The organism is Halodesulfovibrio spirochaetisodalis (assembly GCF_001672295.1).
In the GTDB taxonomy this organism is placed as follows: Bacteria; Desulfobacterota; Desulfovibrionia; order Desulfovibrionales; family Desulfovibrionaceae; genus Halodesulfovibrio; species Halodesulfovibrio spirochaetisodalis.
Genome location: NZ_JXMS01000009.1, coordinates 157,173 through 178,961 on the forward strand (window position 1 = coordinate 157,173; position 21,789 = coordinate 178,961).

Here is a 21,789-nt window from a genome sequence, read left to right on the forward strand (position 1 = left end):
AAGGAATGTACACTCCTTTCTGACGGTTGTTGGAAGGAGAGGATATGGAGTTTGCAAATCGGCATGAGGCTGCTGCTCACTATGCAGAGTTGTTTAAGATAGCCCGCAAGGATTCTGAGAGCGAAGCTGTCCGGCTTATGGCAGAGCTTGGCAGAAGGGATTTATTTTTTCTGCTTACAAGAATTATGGGAAGAAAGGATATGGATCAGGACTGGCATTTTGCGCGATGTCAGGAAGTGCAACAGAGTCCTGATGGAAGACTCGATCTATGGGCACGGGAGCATTATAAATCGACGATTATTACCTTTGGTCTCACCATTCAGAATATTTTGATTAATCCAGAGGTAACCGTGGGGATATTTTCTCATACCCGCCCCATTGCAAAGGGGTTTCTTTCGCAAATTAAATACGAGTTTGAACAGAACGAGGTGCTTAAGCGGTGCTATGCAGATGTTCTCTGGGAGTCACCTAAGCGGCAATCGCCTCGCTGGTCTGTGGATAGCGGCATTGTTGTACGCAGAGAGAAAAACCCGAAAGAGGCCACTGTGGAAGCATGGGGGCTTGTGGATGGCCAGCCCACCGGTAAGCATTTTGAAATTCTGGTCTATGATGACGTGGTTACCCGTGATTCTGTTTCCAGCCCAGAAATGATTAGTAAGGTGACAGAATGCTGGGCACTGTCATTGAACCTTGGGATGCATGGTGGAAGGCAGCGATACATAGGAACTAGGTATCATTTTAATGACACGTATAAGACCATCATGGAGCGGCAGGGGGCTATCCCCAGAATTTATGCAGCAACAGAGAATGGAAAAGCAGATGGTGCTCCGGTTTTTCTTGCTCCGGAAGAGCTTGCAAAAAAGCGCAGACAGATGGGGCCATATGTTTTTGGCTGTCAGATGCTGCAAGACCCGAAGGCGGACAGTGTGCAGGGATTTAGAGAAGAGTGGCTGCGGTATTGGCAACCGACAGAGCCGGAGCACTGGGAGCGCATGAACAGATATATAGTGATTGATCCTGCTGGAGAGAAGAAGGCTGGAAGTGATTATACCGTAATGCTGGTTATTGGTCTGGCAGAGGACGGAAACTATTATCTTATTGGCGGCGTGCGTGATCGCATGAACCTTACGGAACGTGCTGCCTGTCTTTTTTCGTTACACAGGCAGTATCGTCCTGTTGCGGTGGGATATGAGCGATACGGAATGCAGGCAGATATTGAACACCTGCGTTTTGAAATGCAAAATCGGAATTACCGGTTTGATGTGGTTGAGCTTGGCGGTGCAGTACCTAAGAAGGATCGAATCGGGAAGCTTGTTCCGCTATTTGAGCAAGGGCGTATGTATCTTCCGGTACGGGCACCGTTCAGGGATCAGGAAGGCACATGGCGTGATCTTACCAAAGAGTTTGTTTCAGATGAGTATATGGCGTTTCCTGTGAGCACGCATGATGACATGCTCGACTGTATGGCCAGAATTCTTGAACCTGCTCTTGGAGTTGAGTTTCCATCATTGCTTGAGTCAACTCTCGAACAAGGTGCGTTGGGAAATATGGAGTATGAATTGTATGGGTAGTTTTTCAGAAGTTGTTGCAAAAGAGTATCACATCCGTGCACACATCCCTCAATTGGCAGATTGTTTGACCGAAGAAGAGTTACGAACTCTATGGAAAACACTTTGCTCGGAAGGCAAAAAAGAAGTTATTTTTTATGATGGTCAAATTGCTGACAGTGATGATTTTATCCAATTTATGCAAGATGATATGAACTATGTATACGTCGCATATGAGGGGGAGAAGCCTCTGGCATTGGTGTGGGTAAATAACTTCCTTGGAAAGTGTGGAATGATCCATTTTACAATGTTTTACAATTCTAAGGGTAAAGAAGAACTTATCGGTTCGTATTTACTGAATTTTCTTCTGTTTTCGAAGAGCGAGGGTGAATTTTGCTTCGATGCCCTCTACGGCCTTACTCCACGGGCATATCGTCATGCTTTAGCCTTTATTCAAAAGTTAGGTTTTCGATTAGTGACCGAGATGCCTTCGTCAGTTTTTTTTCAAAAAAAAGAAAAAAAGTACCTGAAAAGTGCAGTTTTATCGATTATTCAGCGTGACTATCTTAACGTGCTAAAATAAATGAAAAAAGCATAAAAAAACAAGAGCTTGTGAAAAGCTTCATTTGTTCGTAACTAATTGTAAAATAACACTTTTTATTTGATTGGGTGACCAGTTTGTTATGCGCAATGTGCGGTACCATAAGAAAAATGCAAAAAAACACCTCTTGCTTGACCATTCAGTGTGCAAAGACTGAAAGCCGCCGTGTTGACGAAAAGATAAAACAGCGTAACATGGCTCATGATTCGTTTTAGTCGAATGGGCTTTAGTATTTTGACTTGGTCGGAGTAGCTGTACTGGGACTTGCAGTCTCCTGACTGATGGCTAGACCCATATTCTTGAAGTGTTTCAAGAAGGTATTACGTCATAGCTGCGGGGAACGGATGAATATCTGTTGACCCAGTGCACGTTTTAAGCCGCTCTATATGTTGAGTGCTGAAGCGTGAAAGAAGCAACAGGAGTATGCTGATGGAAAGCTTTATGTCATGGCTGGATATGATCGACGGATGGGTTTGGGGCCCGGTAATGTTGACTCTGTTGGTTGGTACTGGTCTGTTACTGACAATTATGCTTAAAGGCTTGCAGTTCAGAAAGCTCGGGTATTCTTTGTATCTGGCGCTTATCAAGCGTAAGGACGATGATGCAGAAGAAGGCGATATTTCTAACTTCGAAGCGTTGATGACCGCTCTTTCCGCAACAGTTGGAACCGGTAACATTGCCGGTGTAGCAACCGCGATTGCCGTTGGTGGCCCGGGTGCTCTGTTCTGGATGTGGATTACCGGTCTTGTCGGTATGGCAACCAAATTCGGCGAAGCTGTGCTTGCTGTTAAATACCGTGTGAAAGACGAAAACGGTGAAATGTGTGGTGGTCCTATGTACTACATCGCACGCGGTCTTGGCTGGAAAGGCCTTGGCTCTGTGTTCGCATTTTTCGCTGCTGTTGCTGCCTTCGGTATCGGTAACATGGTACAGTCAAACTCTGTGGCACTTGCTGTAAAAGATACCTTTGGTATCGATCCTTTCATCGTAGGTATTGTTCTGGCAGTTCTTTCTGCTCTTGTAGTTCTTGGTGGTATTAAGTCTATTGGTAAAGTTACCTCTATCCTTATTCCTATCATGATCGTTTTCTATGTTGGTGGCGCGCTGTTTATTCTTCTCACTAACATTGAAAAAATTGGACCTGCATTCGGTCTTGTTTTTGAATACGCATTTAACCCGGTTGCTGCTTCCGGCGGTTTTGCAGGGGCAACAGTAGCCGCTGCTATCCGGTTCGGTGTTGCACGTGGTGTATTCTCTAACGAATCCGGTCTTGGTTCTGCCCCGATCGCTGCTGCTGCAGCGCAGACCAAACACCCTGTTGATCAGGCTCTGGTTTCCATGACACAGACCTTTATTGATACAATTGTTATTTGTACAATGACAGGCCTTGTTATCATTATGTTTAACTGGGATTCCGGTCTTACAAGCTCCTCCCTTACTACCGAAGCATTCCGTCTTGGTTTTGAAGGTGGTCAGTACATTGTAACTATCGGTCTTATCCTTTTCGCGTACTCCACTATCCTCGGATGGTGCTACTACGGCGAAAAATCAATTGAATATCTCCTTGGTGCAGGTGCGGTAAAACCTTACCGTGTTGTATACATTGCGGCTATTCTCTTCGGTTCTGTACAGAAAGTAGGTCTTGTTTGGACATTGGCTGATATCTTCAACGGTCTCATGGCTCTTCCAAACTTGCTTGGCCTTATTTTCCTCAGTCCAGTTATTGTTCGTGAAACTCGCGAATACTTTGCAATGAAAGAAGGGGTAGCACCTGAAGCATTGCGCCATGCTGATAAGTAATCTCTAGTCAGCTATTGTGTTGATAAGCCCCTTCTGAGCAATCAGGAGGGGCTTTTATTTGGCGAAGAGAATAAGATGACATCGCAGTTTGAACGTTGTGGTTTCGGTTCGACCATGCATGAGAAATATAGAGGGAAGACTGTGTGCGGTAGTAAGCCCGTTTTGGGGAGGACAATTGTCTCAGATGTGGGATACGGTGCTTAAACGCTTCGCAAGCGGTTATGCAGCGGATATCGGCGAGAGAGAGGATGCGCCTTCACCTGATGAAGATAGGACTGATGTCCGTAATACAGAATATCCACCAGAGTTTTTGCATTGCAGATTCAGGGAGGGGGGGCTAACGTGTCTTAAAGAGACTGACTTTGTGCTGTCTCCCGAATGATAAGTGGATAAGAAAAGCCCCCGTAGAAGGATTTCTACGGGGGCTTTTTGTAAGCAAACTACAGCAAACTTATAAGGCTGCTTTAGCGATGGCTTCTGGTGTCAGGGACGCCAGAGTATTTCTCATGAATTGCTGTTTAGCAACCTGTAAGAACAAACGTACCTGAGAGAGTTTAAACTCAGCAAGCTCAACACCCTCAAGCTTGGTAGGACGAGGCAGTTCTGCATGAAGCGGATTAACTGCTTTGCCATTTTTACGCACTTCAAAATGTAAGTGCGGACCGGTTGAACGACCTGTAGAGCCGACATACCCGATAATTTCGCCAGCTTTTACTGTACTGCCGTTCTTGAGCCCCTTACGGAACTTACGCAAATGGGAGTATGATGTTTGTGTGGATTTATCGTGACGGATGCTGATGTGATTACCATAACCACCCTTACGTCCGATAAAGTCTACCTTACCGTCTGCTGCAGCATGAATCGGAGTTCCGCTCGGTGCTGCATAGTCCACTCCTTTGTGCAAGAGTTTGCGTTTAAGGACTGGGTGCATACGGTAGCCGAACTTGGAGCTCATTCGAGCATTCTTTACAAGTTCGAGTTTTCCCTTGCTGACAATAGTATTGCCGTCTGCGTCGTAGTACGACTGTCCTGCCTCGCTTTCAAAGTAGAAAAGTTGCATTGAAAGCGCACCCTCTAACTTTACGTATTGGAGGCGTGGCTTAAGGCCGGATGCTTTTGGATAGACTTCGTAAATAACCTCGAAGTCACTGTTCTTGGTGTTTTTTGATGTAAGTTTCTTTCTCTTCGAAAGCAGGTTGTATGCTTTGGAAGCGATTGAAGCAGGGAGTCCGGAATCTTGTGCATCTTTGACAAAGGAGTCTTTAATGATGCCCGTCACGTGCTGCAGTTTCCCCTTGTACTGCGTACGTTCAATCGCAGCTTTGTAGCTTCCGTCCGCCTGCAGTCTGATGGCATAACGTTTTTTGTTATCCAGCTGCACGCTGAGTGCCTGTAGCTCCTTTCCTTTTTGTTTAGGAGTTGGTTTCAGCGTCAGGGCTAACTGTAGCCCTGTGTCGAATTGAAAAGCTTTCTGCTTTGATGTGATAGCAACGATTTTACGCTGTTGCTTGAGCGGAACGCCAGCTTTTCTGAGCACCCCGTACAGGGTATCTCCTTTCTTAACCTTAACGGTCTTGGTTGTAAGCTTAGCGTTTTCTGATTCAGAACCTTGCTCGGTAGCGAGCGCGTTCTTCGGATTAATTTGTTCCCAACCATTCATGAGATTGGAAAGATTGTAACGTTCTTCGATAACTGCGGTAACTGCCGCTGAAGCGTGTGCGTACTTTGGTAGTGCAAAAGTTGTGATAATAGTAAGTAACGCGGTGGTAAAGAACAAAAAATCCTTTGTTGGTTTGTTTAAAAAATACCTTTTCATATGTGTTATTCTCATTTCCAAATGCTTGAAGAGAACTACTTGCTTAAAAAACTATTGTCTACCCCTTCTTTTTTTATTGTAATGGTGGACAGTTGAACTTGAATAGCAGCGAATATAATCAAAATAACGTCTTTTTGTTACATCTTTTTACATTTTACAGTGGGCGCAACGTTCTCTAACGCGTCCATCCCCCTCTCGTATGGGCAGAACCATGCCCGTACCCTTATCATACCGTTGTTTCGAAGAATTCAGAAAAAAGATGGAGTAGTTTCTCCGTGCAAGCTGTGCACGAGCGGTATTGCGTTCGCTAGTCTTGCATATGTATCCGCTGCCGGTTGCCATGTTGAATATTGGTCATGCTTGGCGAAGTAGGTTTGACCGTGTGTTTGGTGATCAGGTGCAACCGGCAGTAATAAAAGGGAGGTAACGTATGGGCGGAGGAAAAGGAAAAGTTTCTATTCCGGAACCACCAGTGGCTCCGACACCACCACCTGCTCCCCCTGTGCAGGAAGACTCTACAGTTCCAAAGTCTGATCTGTATTCAAGCGTGGCAAGTAACCAGCGAAGCAGGGACAGCAGGCGGGCGACGATTCTGACAAGTAGCCAGGGAGATGTGTCTGAAGCACGTGTAAAGAAAAGTACACTGTTAGGAAGCTAGCCACGTGCACCTGTTCAGAATGAGATCGCGCTGCAGAGTAAAGGAAGGTCAATGTCACAATCATTATTAAAGACCGTGCGGAACACATCAGCGTTTCTGGAAGCACAAAAGCAGGACTGGGAAAAAGCATGGCAGGATGTGACGCAATATGTAGTCCCTCATAAAGGAACTTTTTCCGGTTCTGGTCGCAAGGCACGGTTCCACAGCAAAATTATTGATGCAACAGCTTCCAGAGCAATCCGCATTCTTGCTGCAGGGATGCAAAGCGGGCTTACTTCACCTGCACAGCCGTGGTTCAGGCTGCGTTTGCTTGAAAAAGAACTGATGGAATACGCTCCGGTCAGACTGTGGCTCGATGCCGTAGAATCCAGAATATACAATGAATTGGCTCATGCAGGTTTCTATCAGGCAGCGCACTCCATGTATTCAGAACTGGCTGCATTTGGCTCTGCGGACATGTATCTGGCTTCGGACGAGACAAAGCCATTCAGTTTTTCCTGTCTTACGTGCGGCGAATTTGCATGGGCATCTGATCGTTACGGAAAAATCGATACGGTTCTGCGGCGAAGTAAAATGACTGTGCGTCAACTGGCAGCACAGTTTGGTGAGGAAACGTTATCTGGCACAGCCAGACGGATGCTTGCTCGTGATCCATATAGCTCCGTCGAGGTCGGGCATCTGGTCTGTCCGCGGGAAGGCAAAAGCCTCGTTGGTTCCGGCAGGAACGTAGTAAAGCTTATTGGCAATAAAAATATGCCATGGGCGTCCATTACATTTGAAATGGGAACAGATGCCACCGGTGTGCTGAATGAAAGCGGGTTTATGGAGTTCCCGCATTTATGTGGTCGCTGGGATGTCACAGGGACAGAGAGCTATGGGCATTCTCCTGCAATGGATGTGATGCCTGATGTAAAAATGCTGCAAGAGATGGCAAAAAGCCAGTTGTTGGCAGTTCACAAGGTCGTGAATCCGCCAATGCGTGTTCCTGCCGGCTATAAGCAGCGATTGAATCTGATTCCCGGTGCGCAGAACTTTGTGAACAGTACCCAGCAGGATGCCGTTTCACCACTTTATCAGATTAATCCAGATATTCAGGCTGTTTCGCATAAAATTGATGATGTGCGGCGTGGCATTCGAGAAGGTTTTTTTAATGATCTGTTCTTAATGTTTACTGGTGAGGGGCGCAGTAACATTACGGCAACAGAGGTGCTTGAGCGCAGTCAGGAAAAAATGATCATGCTGGGGCCTGTTATTGAACGGCACCAGACGGAGATCTTAGACCCTTTGCTAGCACGCATGCTTGGAGTGCTTCAGCGTTCCGGTCGTCTTCCAGAGGCTCCTGAAGAGTTGGAAGGCAGAGCGTTGCAGGTTGAGTATGTCTCTGTGCTTGCTCAAGCGCAGAAATTGGCAGGCTCCAATGCTATTCGTCAGTTGACAGAACAGGTTGGAAGAATGGCCACGGTTGTACCGTCAGTTCTGGATAAGCTGGATTTTGATCAGTGTGTGGATGAATTGGCCGCAACCGCAGGTGTTCCAGCCAGAGTTCTGCGATCTGATGAAGAGGTGGCTGAAAGGCGTACTGCCGCTCAAGAGCAAGCTGCGCAGATGCAGGCTCCTGAGCAGATTGCAAAATTGGCTGGTGCAGTATCGTCTGTCGTGGACACTGCAAAAGGTTCACCTGAGATTGTTGAAGCAGTCTCTGCGATGGCAGGCGAGGGAGATGCTGTTCAGCAAGAGCTTATGAAGCAGGCTATGGCATTAATCGGAAGATAATGTCGGGAGGAAGTATGGAAACTGACAGTGAATTGCGCGGATTGTGCGAACTGAGTGAAGCGGAGCTTTCGTGCTTGCTGACTGAGGATTACGGCATGGAGAGTGCTCGTGCAACTGATGCGGAAACACGAATGCTTTCGTATCTTCACGACTTACGGGAAGTGTTGCGCATAGATACAGGAGCAGGTGTGCGCGTACTGCGAATGTGGCTTGATGAAGCATGTGTAAACCGCAGGCTGGCACGGGATGAAAGCATGCGGGAGAGCGTTGCACTTCAGGAGTATGCTCGTGACCGTATGGCAGATATCGCACTGGCTGACCCGTTGTGTCATGTTCGCTTGCAACTTCAGTTTTCGCAGGAATGGGGCGGTGCGGAGTAGTAATGCGCGTTACGGCAAAAAAAGCAGTAGAGGGCATGAGTAAGGATAATTCTATCCTGCAATCGGGAGGAAAGACATGCATACCGTAAAGGACGCATCTATTGCGTCTGAATTACATACGGAAGGGGTATACGGAAGTGAGACAGGAGCCAGCTCGCAGGCATCGCAAGGTGCTCGGAGTTTGGCAGGGCAGCAAGAGCAGCAGGCTGGACACACAGTACTTGGTGGCGGGGAGATTACGCCCGGTACAGCAAGCGGACAGGGCTCTTCTGCAACAGAACAGACAGGCGCTGCACAAGGTGGAGCCGTACCTCAGGGAGCTCCATCATTTTCAGTAAAATTTCCTGATGATGTTCCAGTAAGTCAGGAGTTGCTTGAAAACTATCAGGCCTTTTGCGCTGACTGCGGCTTAAGTAATGAGCAGGCACAGCAGGCGGTGGACTTTTATCTCAAAGAACAGACGCGCCAGATGGACGCAGAACGCGAGCTTTCTATGCACATTCTGGAGAATGGAGCATGGAAAGGACAGTTTGAAGAGCGCCTCTCTGTCGCAAATAACGCGGTACGTGCTCTTGATGCACAGCTTGGCGGTCGTCTGCAGCCGATGCTTGAGGCGGGGCTTGGTAATAATCATGTCTTTGCAGAGATGATGGCGTGTGTCGGTGACTTATTGCAGGAAGAGAATTTTATTCCTCATGCTGGCGGTGCTGCATCAAATCGCTCCATGTCTACAGAAGACTTTTTACGCAACGAAGTATTTAAAACTCGCTAGGAGGGAGAAGAGTTATGGGTGCAACGCTTAAAGAGCTGGCAACTGTCCATAGTGCCAAGCAGCCGCAGCAGGTGGATAGTTTAACAGAGGAAGCACCGGTTTTGGGTGTTATTCCGTTTGAAGAAGCATCGCATGGTCTGTGGAACATGTATGAAGATGTGACAGATGTAGAGGGGGCAGGTTGGGTTGAAATGAATGCTCCGCTGCCGGGCGTGGATGTAACCAGTGATCTTAAAAAGGTTGATCTGTCTATTCTTGGCGGTGAGATTGAGTGCCCTGAAGATACCGCACGTATGTTCGGCAGCAAGGAAGCATATTTTGCACGTAAGCTTCCAAAGATTATCCGTAAGTCGGGCATGGCAGCAGAGCAGCGTATTATCTACGATAATTTTTTGCGATGGGCTGCTGATAACAAGCGTATGGTGAGTGCAGGAGCGACAACGGATGATTGCTACTCCATGCTCGCAGTACGATTTGTTTCAGGAGAAACAACAGGTCTGTATTCGAGCGAAAGTTTTAAGCAGGGCACCTTACTTGACGTGCAGCCGATTAACGGTGGGCAGCTGTATAAGGCTTCATCCGGCAAACATGAAGGAGTGCTTTGCTACGGCTGTCGTTTGAAAGCATATTTCGGGTTGCAGATTGCGAATGCGCACTCTGTGGCAGCACTGGTGAACATTAATAAGAAGAAAACACCAACTGCTATGATGATCGATGACCTGCTTGCAGACGTCCGTGCCACTTCCGGTACCACCTACCTCTTTATGCACGGTAAAGCGCAGACTCTACTCAATGAGCATAAAGGCAAATCTCTTCAGGTTCTTCCAGGCGGTAAAGACCTTGATCGACAGATTACCCATTGGAATGGTGTAGAGATTGTGACTTCCTATAACTTCCTTGATGGAACTGAAGCAGCACGCACTTTGTAGCAGGTAAGGTGAGAGAGTTATGTACAAACATACATTACGAGTAAATGGCGAGTATCTGGCAAAGGCACAGGCACTTCCTTCCAATACAAATGTTGTGGGAAATGGTGGCTCAGTAAAGGCCGGTTCAACTATGGGAGCCGTGGAAATTGTTATGGCTGCGGCTGATGCCGTAACCATCCCTGCGAATACGCAGCTTGTATTGCAGCTTGAAGGCAGCGACAACAACTCTTCTTTCAGCACTATGCCGGTTAATTATACCGAAGCAATTGGTTCTGAGGGTAAAACCTGCAAAGCAGGTGAGGAGCTTGCCCGTCTTCCGGTTCCCTCAAATGCACCAAAACATGTGCGTTGCCGCATTGTGACCAATAAGAGCGGTGTAACCGGAACTGTTGATGTGTTCTGCGATTTCCTTCCGCGTTAACTGATCAATGCTGTAGCAGGCAGCATGAACGATATAGTCCGGAGGAAGGCTCTCCTCCGGACCTTATAGGAAATTCGAACAGGAGTTGTGAATGAGATCTGCGGTATCCATCTGTAATAAAGGATTACAGTTTGTCGGCGGGAGCCCGATTGTGTCGCTCGAAGAGGACTCACGCGGGGCACAGCTATGTAGTCAGTTATATGAACAGGTTCGGGATGAATTATTGGAGGCGCATCACTGGAGTTTTGCGACCCGTTATGTGCGGTTACCTAGGCTGCCGGAAAAGCCGCCGTTTCATTTTGCGAGTGCATATCAGTTGCCTGCGGACTGCATTGGTGTGCGTCAGTTGCAGGACAGTAAACCCTTTGAGGTAGTGGAAGGGCGTGTGCTGTATACGGATAGTAATCCAGCAAAGGCAATAATTACAGTACGTGTTAGCGATCCGGCACAGTATCCTGCCATGTTTGTTGAAACACTTGCACGTAAGCTGGCTGCGGAGCTTTCCGTGCCGTTGATGAACAGCACAAAACTGGAACAGAGTATGTACAATAAATTTCTTGCCACGTTTGCACGGGCAGCCGCAGCTGATGGTGCAGAGGGAGTCCAGCAGGTGCATGAGTCTGATGGCTGGCTGCATTCTAGAACACTGTAGTTTGCAGCTGGTTGTGAGTAGCCGTGGAACAGGAGAAGCCGATGAGTTCAGTAACAGTCACGCAGAATAATTTTAACGGGGGAGAGTTGTCCCCGCTCATGGGAGCCAGAACAGATCAAACCCGATACGGGAACGGCTGTAAAAAACTGCACAACATGCTGGTGCTGCCGCATGGCCCTGCAACGAGACGACCGGGATTCCAATACTTAGGGGAATGTTACTACAAAGACAGATATGTCCGGCTGATTCCGTTTACCTTCAATGCTGACCAGACTTATATTCTGGAGTTTGGTCACAAATATATGCGGATATGGAAGGATGGGGGGCTTGTCATAAACAAGACAGGAAGGCCTGTAGAGGTACATACTCCGTGGACAAGTGAATTAGTTCCTGCCCTTTCAGTCTGCCAGTCCGCGGATGTAATGTTTGTTGCGTGCAGTGCATATGAACCGTGCAGGATTCTCCGTAAGGCGCATGATGTCTGGCATATTGAATCCGTGAGACTCGGTAGCCGTATGAAAGTTCCGTTTCTCCTTGATGCGAAGGTGAAGGAGAAAGGCACCAGAGACTACTCATATATTGTTACAGCCATAGACCCGTTTACACGTGAAGAAAGTGGTCCTTCAGAATCGTTTACAGTTAAAGGGCCGGAAACTATTTCTGTTGATGATCCTGTTACGCTGACATGGGAGTCAGAGAACAAGGATGCTGTGTATGCTGTGTACAAATGCTGGAATGAATCTGGAAAATACGGGTTTGTGGGGCAGGCTAAAAAGAGACGTTGGATCGATAGAGGGGCAACGCCTGACTTTAAAGAGGGTTTTCCGATATATCGCACTATGTTCCAGCGTGCTGACGCATATCCCAGCGTGGTTCAATTTTATCAGCAGCGGTTATGTTTTGCAGCGACGAACAGTCAGCCGCAGACAGTTTGGATGAGCCGTTCGGGAAGTTATAATAACTTTAACATTTCAGATCCGCTGCGTGACGATGACAGCATTGCAGCCACCATTGCTGCAGAACGGGTAAATAAAATTGAATGGATGCTTCCCGGGCGTAGGCTCATCGTGGGAACCGCAGGTAGTGAGTGGAGCCTTGGCGGGGCGGAGAATAAAGCAATAACTCCATCATCCATCAAATTTGAACGACAGAGTGTTATCGGGGCTGCACCTCTTGCTCCGCTCCTTGTGGGGGAAAACATTTTGTTTGTGCAGCATGGCGGTAAGGTCATTCGGGAACTGCAGTACTCATTACAGAGAGACGGATACATGGGAACCGAGCTGTCCATTCTTTCAGAGCACTTGTTCAGGGATAATCCCGTGGTGTCATGGGCATACCAGCAGGAACCGTATTCGATTATCTGGTGTGTGTTGCAGGATGGTTCACTGGTGGGGGCAACATATGAACGCGGTCATGATGTGATTGGCTGGCATAAACATTCATCACAAGGAAAGTTTGAGTCAGTCTGCTGTATTCAAGGAAAAGACGGGGATGAACTCTGGTGCGTTGTGAGACGTGAGATTAATGGTGAAGAGCGACGCTATATTGAACGTCTCGTTTCCTATGGTGCGCAGGATGTCACAGAGCAAATATTTATGGATTCTGCCATGAGCTACCGTGGAGAAAAAACAGAGGTCTGTTCAGGGTTGGAGCATCTTGAAGGGAAGACTGTACAGATTCTGGCAGACGGGTATGTTTGTCCGCCTCAGGTTGTCCGTAACGGACGGATTCAATTACCTACTCCTGCTTCAGTGGTTCATGCAGGGTTGCAATATACATCGGAGTTAATTCCGGTCGAGCCGGAAATTGTCCTTACAAGTGGAAGCAGTAGCGGAAAGGCCCGTAGAGTGGGACGGGTGTGTGCCAAATTTCATGAGAGCGCAGGCGTGCAGATTGGTGCAGGGGCGAGTGCTCCACGTGATGTAGCGATGCGTGACGAACCCGGGCTTGATTTACCTCCGGCTTTGTTTAGCGGCGAGAAGGTTGTTGATGTCTCCGGTGGATATGCAATGCAATCAGATGTTGTTTTTCGAATGGAGGAACCGCTTCCGGCCACGCTGCTTTCATACACGATGCAGGTAGAAATTGGTGAGCGATGATAGTCAGGAGTGCGAGTGTGGAGGACGCCCTTGCGTTGCAGGGGCGTCTACGCAGGCAGGATTATGAGGAAGTATGGGCAGCTCACGGGCATGATCCTAATGAAGTTCTTGTGGCATGCGCGTTATGTTCAAAAATGCTTTGGTGTGCAGAAATTGGAGGAACAGTTGCGGCGGTGTTCGGTGTTGCGCCTTCACCCGATGTTGCGGAAGAAGGTCAGCCCTGGCTGTTGGGATCTGCTGACATTGTGACTGTTCCCAGAGCGTTTTTTCGCTGGCCTGCCGCGGTTATCCCACTGATGCATACGATGTACCCTGTGTTACGAAATATGGTTGATGCTCGAAATAGCAGGTCTATCAAGTGGCTTGCCCGCATGGGGTTTACATTGGCACAGGATACAGTTCCGTATGGCCCGTTTGGTATGCCTTTTTATGCATTTTATAAGGAGGAAGAACAATGTGCTCAGTAGCAGGTGTAGGAGCAGTCCTCACCGTAGCTGCATCTGCAGTGGCAAGTAATCAGGGGAGTCGTAAGGTTTCAACCGGTAGTACTAAGATTACTACTGCACCTGTGGATGCATATGCATATGGAAAGAAAGCAGAAGAAGCTCGTGCACAAGGTACGCGAAAAGTAAATGCTGTCCGTAATGCGTATTTGCAGTCAGAAGGAAAAACACAAAGCACACTTGCTGCGGGAAATGTTTCGCTGGCATCCGGCAGTGCAGTTGATTTGCTGGTTAATAACAGGGCGGTAGCCCAGCACCAGATGAATACGATTGCACATGAAAGCGAAGTAGCTGCATGGGAATATGATGTGGCAAAGACTAAGGCAGATGCATACAGCGTTGTTCCAACCCGGAAGGTGCATAAGGACTCGTGGGGTGATACGCTCACGAACCCTCTATTTATCATTAATACGGCGCAAACTGGTCTTTCACTGTTCCGGAAGAGGTAGACATGGCGTTACATACTAAAAAGGCAATGCCTCAGGATTCTGTGGAGGCGCTTGCTGCTCTGAAGCAGATTGTTTCCGCAGAAAGTGCGATGCGCGCAGGTGATAACACATCAGGAAAGCAAGTTTCAGATATTTTTGCTCAGGCTCTTTCTGGTGGGAGCGATATAACCAGAGTGGCAGTGGCATCGCAACTGGAGAGTAGTGCACTATTGCATGTGCAGTCAGGCTGGTTTGAAGAGAAAAAACAGTTTGAAGAGCACGCACAGCAACTAAGTACCCAACGTCTAGAGGGGCTTTGCCTGGATGCAGGCAGGCTTGGGCAAGCCTATGCAGCCGCAGCAGAAGTGCAAAGCGAAGAAAAGTCTCGAAAAGATATTCTCACCTCCGTGCAGGAGCTGCAGGGAAAAATGCAGCAGACAGAGGCGTTGGTATGGGCAATTCAAGGTCGTAGTGTGGATGAAAGTCACCAGCTTTCACGGCAGAACTCTTCAGCATTGTTACGTAGCTTTTTGGGTGGTGTCATTGCCTCTAATCATGCTGCAGGTGCACCACTGGTTGAAGAGTGTAAAGGGCAACTCGATCAACTGGATTACGAAGACTTGAATCGTCTTTTGTTACGTAGCTCTTGTGAACAGGCTTACCTCACGCTTGTGGATCAACTTACCTCTGATTCGCCGAAAGGTCAGGTCGAGGAGTTACGGGCTCTTTGCGAGAAAGCAACGCCTTCAACTCTTAGTATAACAGCAGAAAGTTATGCCTTAGTGAAAGAGAGGATAGAGGCAGAGCGAGTCCAGCACTATCAAATGGAAGAAATGCTAAGGGCAGTTACTCAGAGAAAAGTTGTTGGTAATTTTTGTGAATGTTTATCTAACGGTGATAGAAAGCAGGCTGCGGCTGTGTTAGCGCAATCCACTGTTTTTGTGAAAACGGAACGGGCGAAGTTGTCTAGACATCTTTTGCAGAAACAGTGGCGTACCGAGCCTGAGGTGTTTGTCGAGCTCTTTGTGATGGCTGTCGAGAAAGAACGTTCTGCTGAGCCATATTGCATTTTCCCTGAAGAAACATTGTCTCCGTATGATGCACTACTGCTATACAATGTGCTTGGTGAGTATTCCCCGAGTGTACAGTTTGAAAATGAACAGATAGCTTCATTTTTACATGCGCATATACGTTCTATTGTTGAAACAAAGAGGAGCGTTTTTTCTTTTTATGGGAAAAAGAGAAGTACAAAAAAGGTGAAGACGTTACTGAGTGACATGACAGTGCTTCGGTATCTTTTTGATGCTGTAATAGCAGCACGGGAAAATGATGCGGATGTTTTTGAATGTGTACGAAAGATCGGAGAAAAACTTACAACGAATTCATAGATGAATGTACTAAGCAGTGCATTTGATACATGAAATAAATACAGCATATAATGTGGCTAAACGATATCAATATAAAGTCTGGAAGTTGTCTGAAAGAAGTGTAGATATGTTGTAGAAGAATAATCAGCTGATACTGTTTAATAAAACTACATAATATAATGGTGCTAAGAAATTTCTTTGCTATCCTGTTAGTTCGAGGGGATAGGAGTTGACGTGTACCAGCAGGATAAGTGTAGTAGTAAAATTGAAACAGGGTCGTGTGGGCGGAGCGGCAGTGTGTATGAATACAACTGTCGATTGCAGGATATTCTTCAAGTACAGTACAGCATCGAAACCGCGTTACTGGAATCTGTAGTCAGGAATGCTACAGGCGAGGGCGTAGAGCGGTTACGTGAGCTTGTATCCATGCAGAAAGAAGTTTTGCATTCCGATGTGGAAACCAAACTAGTATTACGAAAGTTTTATGAGGAGTTATTTACGCAGGCGTCTAACAGCATGTTGTCAGTACTTGCCGTGCAGCTGATCCCGATGTTTGAAGAAGGAAGAGAGCTGTATGTGGCGGTAGCATTTAACCGTAAGGCTCTGCACGAGCATAATGAAAAGCTGGTGTGTTGTATCGAAGAAGTCGATGAAGTCGGTGCATGCGCAGCGTTACGTGGACAACTGTTGCGGATAGGAACGTATTATTCTGTGTATTTAAACTGACAGGCACAAAAAAAGCCGCATATGCGGCTTTTTTTGTGTCCCGACAGCAGAAATATTCGTGCGGAAGCTACGTATGGCTGACGGGAAAGTAGCTACTGTTAGCAGAGAACTTTTTTAAAGTTTCCGAGAACAGTTTTGAGCATGTTGTCAGATGGTTCAATAAAACCAAAGTGCATGCCGCGTACAAGACCTACCATAGTTGCCATAAGCATGTTGGCTGTTTCCTGAGCATCAACTTCGGCAAGGATAGAACCGTCAAGTTTACCTTCTTCAATAGAATCGCAAAGGTAGCCAGTAACATAGGTGTAGATCTCTTTGATCTGTACAAAAAAGTCTTCACTGTTACCGCAGTAGCGGGTTGGCGCATCACGGAAGATAAGAGAAAATTCCATGTGGTTCTTTTTTACGAAGACGTAAAAAGATTTGATCACAGATTCAACTTTTTCAAGTGCATTTTCCGGCTCACGCACTTCGAGATATTTTTCAATATCGTCAATGAGCTGGTTTTTTACATTTGTGATAAGTGTAAGAAAGATATCATCTTTTGTACGGAAATGGCGAAAGATGGTTCCCTCTGCAACTCCAGCTTCTTTGGCGAGAAGGCTGGTAGGTGTGTTGCTAAATCCACGTTCAGCAAAAAGACGTGCAGCAGTATCAAGAATAATATCGCGTTTCATGGTAGTCTCAGCCCTTTATTTGTCAGTATACAAATCAGTTGCGCCAGTGGGTACTCGCACAGGTGAGAGGGGATAACTCGATACTGTGAGGCTGTCAACGGCTTGGAGTATTTATTCTCAGTCATACGCTATGCATTGTATGCTCTTGGTATGTCTCTCAGGTTCCTTTCATAATAGGGTTTATATAAGCCCTTCATCTTCAGCAGTGCTTTTTTTATAAATATCCCGAAGAGCCTTGCCTGTTTGCACAACTGTAGATTCCAGCTCAGGCATAAGAGTACTTATTGCCTGATGGTCTTGTGCCGTTGCTGCACGCTCTACACAGCTTGCCATCTTTTCAATCTCTCGAAGGGCATATTGGTGAGCCTGCTGCTGTAATTTGGTGGCTGTGGCTAATATTCCACTCGTACTGTTCTTTTCAACCTGTACTGCTATCTCTTCAAACGCTTCCTGCAATTGCGATATTATTTTGGGGATCTGCGGCAGAAGCAGTTGATTCAGTGCTTCTGCTGGGTGCGCAAATTCTTCCGTCTTTACCGTAAGGTGCTGTACAGCTTCTGTAAGTGAAGTATCTTGCTGTACAATGTTTGCTGAAGACTCTCCTAACGTGCTGCTTAGGGCGGAGTAATTATCCGATGCTGTACGGTACGCAGCCTCCTGACTTCTACGTTCTTGGGCTATCCTTTCAAAAATTGCGTTTTTATCTTCGTCAGGATCAATTCCTTCAAGTAAGTCGAGAGTAGGAGCAGCCGTAGTGCGATGTTCTTTTTCTTGTTCAGGGGCTGCATCTGCCGGTTCTTTAGCAGTAGCGTCAGCTGACAACTCTTCCGGCTCCATGGAAGGAGCGCTTGCGATAATTCTGTCTAAAAATTCCTCTTGCTGCGGTGTTATTGCGTATTGATCCGCAAGCTCAGGTTCGCGTTCGTCTAGGTTCTCTTCTTTATGTGAAGGGAGATCATTTTCAGACTCTGGTGTTGATTCATCATGAGACTGACTCTCGTCGCTGTCACTCTCACTGGAGAGGTGCTCCTCAGAAAGCAACGTTGCAGAATAGTCTTCTTCGTTGAGTGTGACTGAAGAGTCTGGTTCCGCGTGCCCAACGCTGTTGGTGAAAGAGGCTGGCTCATCAGGTGCAGGGTGTGTATCTATGATCGCTTCTGCTGTAGTGTTTATCTCTTCATCTGCTTTTTCTATTTCTTCCGGATGTTCAACAGGTTCAACATCAAGACCGGAGAGGGACAAGGGGGCTATGTGTGCTGGAGCATCTTCTTCCTGCATGTTTTCCTCTGCAACCATGGATTCTGTGAGACTGATAGGGAGTGTATATAGTCCAAGCTCTGCCAGGGCTGCGAGGAGATCATCCTGTGATACTGGAACAGGTAACGCTTTTGCATATCCTGCATCGTAAAGGAGTTCCGCACTGACAGGGCTATTCGCAAGAGCTATGGCTGGTGTTGAGGGACTGCTGTGTTTCGCATCAATGGTAGCAAGCTTGGACAGAATATTAATAGCATCTTCTGTCAGTTCTGCTGCAACAATGAGAGCGTCGACATCGTGTTCTTCGTAAATAGTAGATGCTTCGGCACTTGAAGTGACGGTGTGTATGTTGAATGCGTCGATATCCAATCTTTCGCAAATATATTCTGAAGGTGCAGAACGGGTTTCAATAATCAACAGCTGCGGCAGATCCTCTGTGCTCATTACTATATCAGTAGGCGGCTGTTCTTCAATTGCGAGCTGTGGTTGCGTATTTGTTAAATGACCAGATGGTTGAGTGGCGGAATCCACAGTTGTAAGTGGTTTTGTAGAACGAAGTGCTTGCGCTGTAAGAGAGAGCAAGCCAATAACAATTCCTGCAAAAGGAGGCAGTTGCAGAATGCTTGCGGTGTTCGCAGAACTTGCAGGAAGTAACGCCAGGAAAGTTCCACATGCGGCTATGCTGCAAGCCGCAATGAAATGTATGCTGCCTTGTCTTTTTTGTAGCATGGCGGCAATGCCAGCGATGAGGGGGAGTACTGCAACCGCAGGCCATAGTGGTAGATAATATGTGGCAACAGTAAGCCCGGGAATGAGTGGCGTTATGGCAAGGCAGGCTCCAATAAGAGAGATCCCCCATAATAGCCTGTCGAGTTGTTTAGGACAGTCTGAATTATAAAGGAGCGTTCGTCCTATATGAGGAAGAATGATAATAGCCAGACCCGGGAGCAGGATTGTCCACGATGTTGAAAACTCTAGCCCGATAGCAGCAGAGGGCAGTGTGGCAAATGCGTAGTACGCCGTTGCAAAAATAGAATAGATGCTGAGTAAGAGAAAACGTTCTTTTCTTGCTGTTACAGCAAAATATATATTGAGAACGGTAATGCCAAGCGCCAGACCTAAAATAATCCAGAAGAGCACCGGAGCAGGATAGAGCGGCATCGGGGTGGATTGTAATGTGACTTCAGGATGGAACCATAAATCGGGCTTTCCATCTATTTTCAGGTAGTACTCAGTAAGCACCTGAGAACTGGAAACAGGTAAGGGTAATTGGGGTTGTGACACGTTTGAACTTTGCCACCGTAGTGAGTCTTTCGTTGGGCGGTAAAACAACGTTGTCGGGCGAAGAACTTTGCCACCCAACTCTATAAACGGGAAAAATCCATTCATACGCCAGCGTTCAAGGTGTGCCGCTGGAATAGATATGCGAATCCAGACTCGCTTAACTGTTTGCGGTATAGGAGTTTGTGCTAGCGGGGTAAAAACTTGTCGGAATTGTGGTGCTGATACTTCCAGAATACCGGCAGTGGGAGCCTTCTCGAAGAAAACATCATATGCTACAGAGGCACTGTTTCCAGTGCTGATGCTATTGCTGTATGACGGACGAGGGAGAGCGATGAAAAAACAACATAGTGCAATGAAGATGCATGTTCTGGAAGGTCGGCTAATAGTAGGAAGCATAGTGTTCACCGTTATATATAACTAAGTTACTAGATAGAACAATCATAGAACGATGATAAATAAATGTCCACAATCCAAAAGAAAAACGCCGCTTGAACGTGTCAGCGGCGTTTTAAATTTGCGTTATGGCTAGCGATGATCTTCAATGAAGTCTTTGAGCGGTTTCCCTTGCGGAGTCATCGCTGCAGGATTTTTGCTAAGCAGTACTTCCCATACAGCAATACCATTGTCTTTATTATTTAAGTCATGAAAGTAAACAATCCCTTTGTTGAAAAGGGCGTGTTGGTGTGCTGGATCTCGCTCCAGCGCTTTGTCATAGCTTTCAATGGCTTTCTGGTATTGTCCTGAACGGCGGTACATTGTGCCAAGGTCAGTCCATACATCTGGACTTGAAGCATCAAGCTCAAGGCTTTTTGTGTATGCAACAATGGCATTTTTAGGACGGTTAGCATCATAGTATGCATTACCAAGTTGACGCCAGGCGCCTACGTTTTCGGGGTCGTTACGGGTCTGGCGTTCCAGTTCAATAATACGGGAGGCCATTGCTTGTGAGACTTGAGGTTGCTGTGGTTGTTGAGGTTGTTGGACAGCTGCCTGTTGTGGTGCAGCAGGTTGATTCGAATAAATGACTGTGAGCAGGTTCCCGAGGAAGACACCAAGACACAGAGCAAGAATGACGCACATGATGGTTGTGCTCTTTTTTACATACACGCCGTTTTCAAATTCTTGTCTAAGGCGTTCAGCTTCGCGCTTTGTCATAAAAAAAATCGTCCTATATATTGTTATGGTGTTGATCGTTATTCTCAGTTGGTAACAATAGAGAGAGTCCATAGCAATAATATCGACTGTAAAAAATATATACAAATAAAATTAATATGCTGAATTTATTGTATCTAAAAAAGAGCGAGTGTTATGCAAGGTATAATCTTACAGCAAAAAGACAAAATTTAGTTGACGATAAAAAGGCATTTGCGTAGAAGCTTTCAGACGTTGCACAGAGCTGCAACGTTTGTTCATTTCCAGATCGGTAAAACCTGAGTCGTCAGACGCTTTAAAAAAAGTTTTTTAAAAAAACTTCCAAAAAGAGTTTGACAGCGGAAAGAGGAAAGCATAAACACTCCCTCCACGCCGCGAGACAAGGGTTTGTCGGACAGCTTGAGAAAATAAATTTTCAAAAAGTTGTTGACAGCTTAGCGGCAGAGTGGCATAAACGCCAACTCGACGCGAGGCGCCAAGCGCCGAGCGGAGCTTGTTAAAAGCTCTTTGACAATTAAATAGCGAATCGGATTGATTTAGAGATCAGCTAGCGTCATCTGCTGTTATGCAGTGGATGTCACAATACAGAATTATTAAACTGGAGAGTTTGATTCTGGCTCAGATTGAACGCTGGCGGCGTGCCTAACACATGCAAGTCGAACGCGAAAGTCTCTTCGGAGATGAGTAGAGTGGCGCACGGGTGAGTAACGCGTGGATTATCTACCTACTGGTACGGGACAACAGTTGGAAACGACTGCTAATACCGTATACGCTGGTAACGGGAAAGGGGGCCTCTTCTTGAAAGCTCTCGCCAGTAGATGAGTCCGCGTTTCATTAGCTAGACGGTGGGGTAACGGCCTACCGTGGCAACGATGAATAGCAGGCCTGAGAGGGTGGCCTGCCACACTGGGACTGGAACACGGCCCAGACTCCTACGGGAGGCAGCA

19 protein-coding genes and 1 rRNA gene are annotated in these 21,789 nt (G+C 46.8%); 16 read left to right on the forward strand and 4 right to left on the reverse strand.

Features of this window, described 5'->3' with window-relative positions:
- Positions 1-44: 44 nt before the first annotated feature.
- The 3 genes from SP90_RS07125 to SP90_RS07135 all read left to right on the forward strand — a co-directional run bounded on the left by SP90_RS07125 (position 45) and on the right by SP90_RS07135 (position 3,948).
- Positions 45-1,571 carry a phage terminase large subunit family protein gene (locus SP90_RS07125; protein WP_066854013.1) on the forward strand — a complete coding sequence of 509 codons (1,527 nt, stop codon included), beginning with the start codon at positions 45-47 and terminating at the stop codon, positions 1,569-1,571.
- Positions 1,564-2,130, forward strand: a complete 567-nt coding sequence (locus SP90_RS07130) for a hypothetical protein (protein WP_066854015.1) — start codon at positions 1,564-1,566, stop codon at positions 2,128-2,130. The genes SP90_RS07125 and SP90_RS07130 overlap by 8 nt, the downstream gene beginning before the upstream one ends.
- Positions 2,131-2,577: 447 nt before the next feature.
- Positions 2,578-3,948 (forward strand): alanine/glycine:cation symporter family protein, encoded by a 1,371-nt coding sequence (locus SP90_RS07135; RefSeq protein ID WP_066854020.1) that lies wholly within the window; start codon positions 2,578-2,580, stop codon positions 3,946-3,948.
- Between the two features lie 451 nt (positions 3,949-4,399).
- Here the strand turns inward: SP90_RS07135 and SP90_RS07145 are convergent, their stop codons facing one another.
- Positions 4,400-5,764, reverse strand: a complete 1,365-nt coding sequence (locus tag SP90_RS07145) for a M23 family metallopeptidase (protein WP_066854024.1) — start codon at positions 5,762-5,764, stop codon at positions 4,400-4,402.
- 430 nt (positions 5,765-6,194) lie between these two features.
- On the opposite strand from SP90_RS07145, the gene SP90_RS07150 reads away from it, so the two are divergent.
- From SP90_RS07150 to SP90_RS07205, 12 genes are all read left to right on the forward strand, one after another.
- A complete protein-coding gene (locus tag SP90_RS07150; RefSeq protein WP_066854026.1) occupies positions 6,195-6,422 on the forward strand; it encodes a hypothetical protein in 228 nt (75 codons plus the stop codon).
- A 51-nt stretch (positions 6,423-6,473) separates the two neighbouring features.
- Positions 6,474-8,195 carry a portal protein gene (locus SP90_RS07155; protein WP_066854028.1) on the forward strand — a complete coding sequence of 574 codons (1,722 nt, stop codon included), beginning with the start codon at positions 6,474-6,476 and terminating at the stop codon, positions 8,193-8,195.
- A gap of 14 nt (positions 8,196-8,209) precedes the next feature.
- Positions 8,210-8,575, forward strand: a complete 366-nt coding sequence (locus SP90_RS07160) for a hypothetical protein (protein ID WP_066854030.1) — start codon at positions 8,210-8,212, stop codon at positions 8,573-8,575.
- Positions 8,576-8,651: 76 nt separating this feature from the next.
- Entirely contained in the window at positions 8,652-9,347 is a 696-nt protein-coding gene (locus tag SP90_RS07165; protein WP_066854036.1) for a hypothetical protein, read from the forward strand.
- Between the two features lie 14 nt (positions 9,348-9,361).
- A complete protein-coding gene (locus SP90_RS07170; protein WP_066854038.1) occupies positions 9,362-10,276 on the forward strand; it encodes a major capsid protein in 915 nt (304 codons plus the stop codon).
- A gap of 19 nt (positions 10,277-10,295) precedes the next feature.
- Positions 10,296-10,697, forward strand: coding sequence for a hypothetical protein (locus SP90_RS07175; protein WP_066854040.1), 402 nt, complete (start codon positions 10,296-10,298; stop codon positions 10,695-10,697).
- 91 nt (positions 10,698-10,788) lie between these two features.
- Complete coding sequence (locus tag SP90_RS07180) at positions 10,789-11,349, forward strand: hypothetical protein (RefSeq protein WP_066854042.1); 561 nt, start codon at positions 10,789-10,791, stop codon at positions 11,347-11,349.
- A gap of 41 nt (positions 11,350-11,390) precedes the next feature.
- Positions 11,391-13,448, forward strand: a complete 2,058-nt coding sequence (locus SP90_RS07185) for a hypothetical protein (RefSeq protein ID WP_066854044.1) — start codon at positions 11,391-11,393, stop codon at positions 13,446-13,448.
- A 17-nt stretch (positions 13,449-13,465) separates the two neighbouring features.
- Positions 13,466-13,915 carry a hypothetical protein gene (locus SP90_RS07190; RefSeq protein WP_082936336.1) on the forward strand — a complete coding sequence of 150 codons (450 nt, stop codon included), beginning with the start codon at positions 13,466-13,468 and terminating at the stop codon, positions 13,913-13,915.
- On the forward strand, positions 13,903-14,400 hold the full coding sequence (locus SP90_RS07195; protein ID WP_066854048.1) for a hypothetical protein: 498 nt from the start codon (positions 13,903-13,905) through the stop codon (positions 14,398-14,400). The genes SP90_RS07190 and SP90_RS07195 overlap by 13 nt, the downstream gene beginning before the upstream one ends.
- Positions 14,401-14,402: 2 nt before the next feature.
- Complete coding sequence (locus SP90_RS07200) at positions 14,403-15,767, forward strand: hypothetical protein (protein ID WP_066854050.1); 1,365 nt, start codon at positions 14,403-14,405, stop codon at positions 15,765-15,767.
- A gap of 276 nt (positions 15,768-16,043) precedes the next feature.
- On the forward strand, positions 16,044-16,472 hold the full coding sequence (locus SP90_RS07205; RefSeq protein WP_066854052.1) for an FCD domain-containing protein: 429 nt from the start codon (positions 16,044-16,046) through the stop codon (positions 16,470-16,472).
- A gap of 98 nt (positions 16,473-16,570) precedes the next feature.
- Here SP90_RS07205 and SP90_RS07210 read toward each other — a convergent pair whose 3' ends face one another.
- The 3 genes from SP90_RS07210 to SP90_RS07220 all read right to left on the reverse strand — a co-directional run bounded on the left by SP90_RS07210 (position 16,571) and on the right by SP90_RS07220 (position 20,845).
- Complete coding sequence (locus SP90_RS07210) at positions 16,571-17,149, reverse strand: TetR/AcrR family transcriptional regulator (protein WP_066854054.1); 579 nt, start codon at positions 17,147-17,149, stop codon at positions 16,571-16,573.
- A gap of 180 nt (positions 17,150-17,329) precedes the next feature.
- Positions 17,330-20,086, reverse strand: a complete 2,757-nt coding sequence (locus tag SP90_RS07215) for a 7TM-DISM domain-containing protein (RefSeq protein WP_066854056.1) — start codon at positions 20,084-20,086, stop codon at positions 17,330-17,332.
- 129 nt (positions 20,087-20,215) lie between these two features.
- Positions 20,216-20,845, reverse strand: a complete 630-nt coding sequence (locus SP90_RS07220) for a tetratricopeptide repeat protein (RefSeq protein WP_066854058.1) — start codon at positions 20,843-20,845, stop codon at positions 20,216-20,218.
- Between the two features lie 592 nt (positions 20,846-21,437).
- Here SP90_RS07220 and SP90_RS07225 point away from each other — a divergent pair.
- Positions 21,438-21,789: ribosomal RNA gene (locus SP90_RS07225) — 16S ribosomal RNA — on the forward strand; the annotation flags it as partial.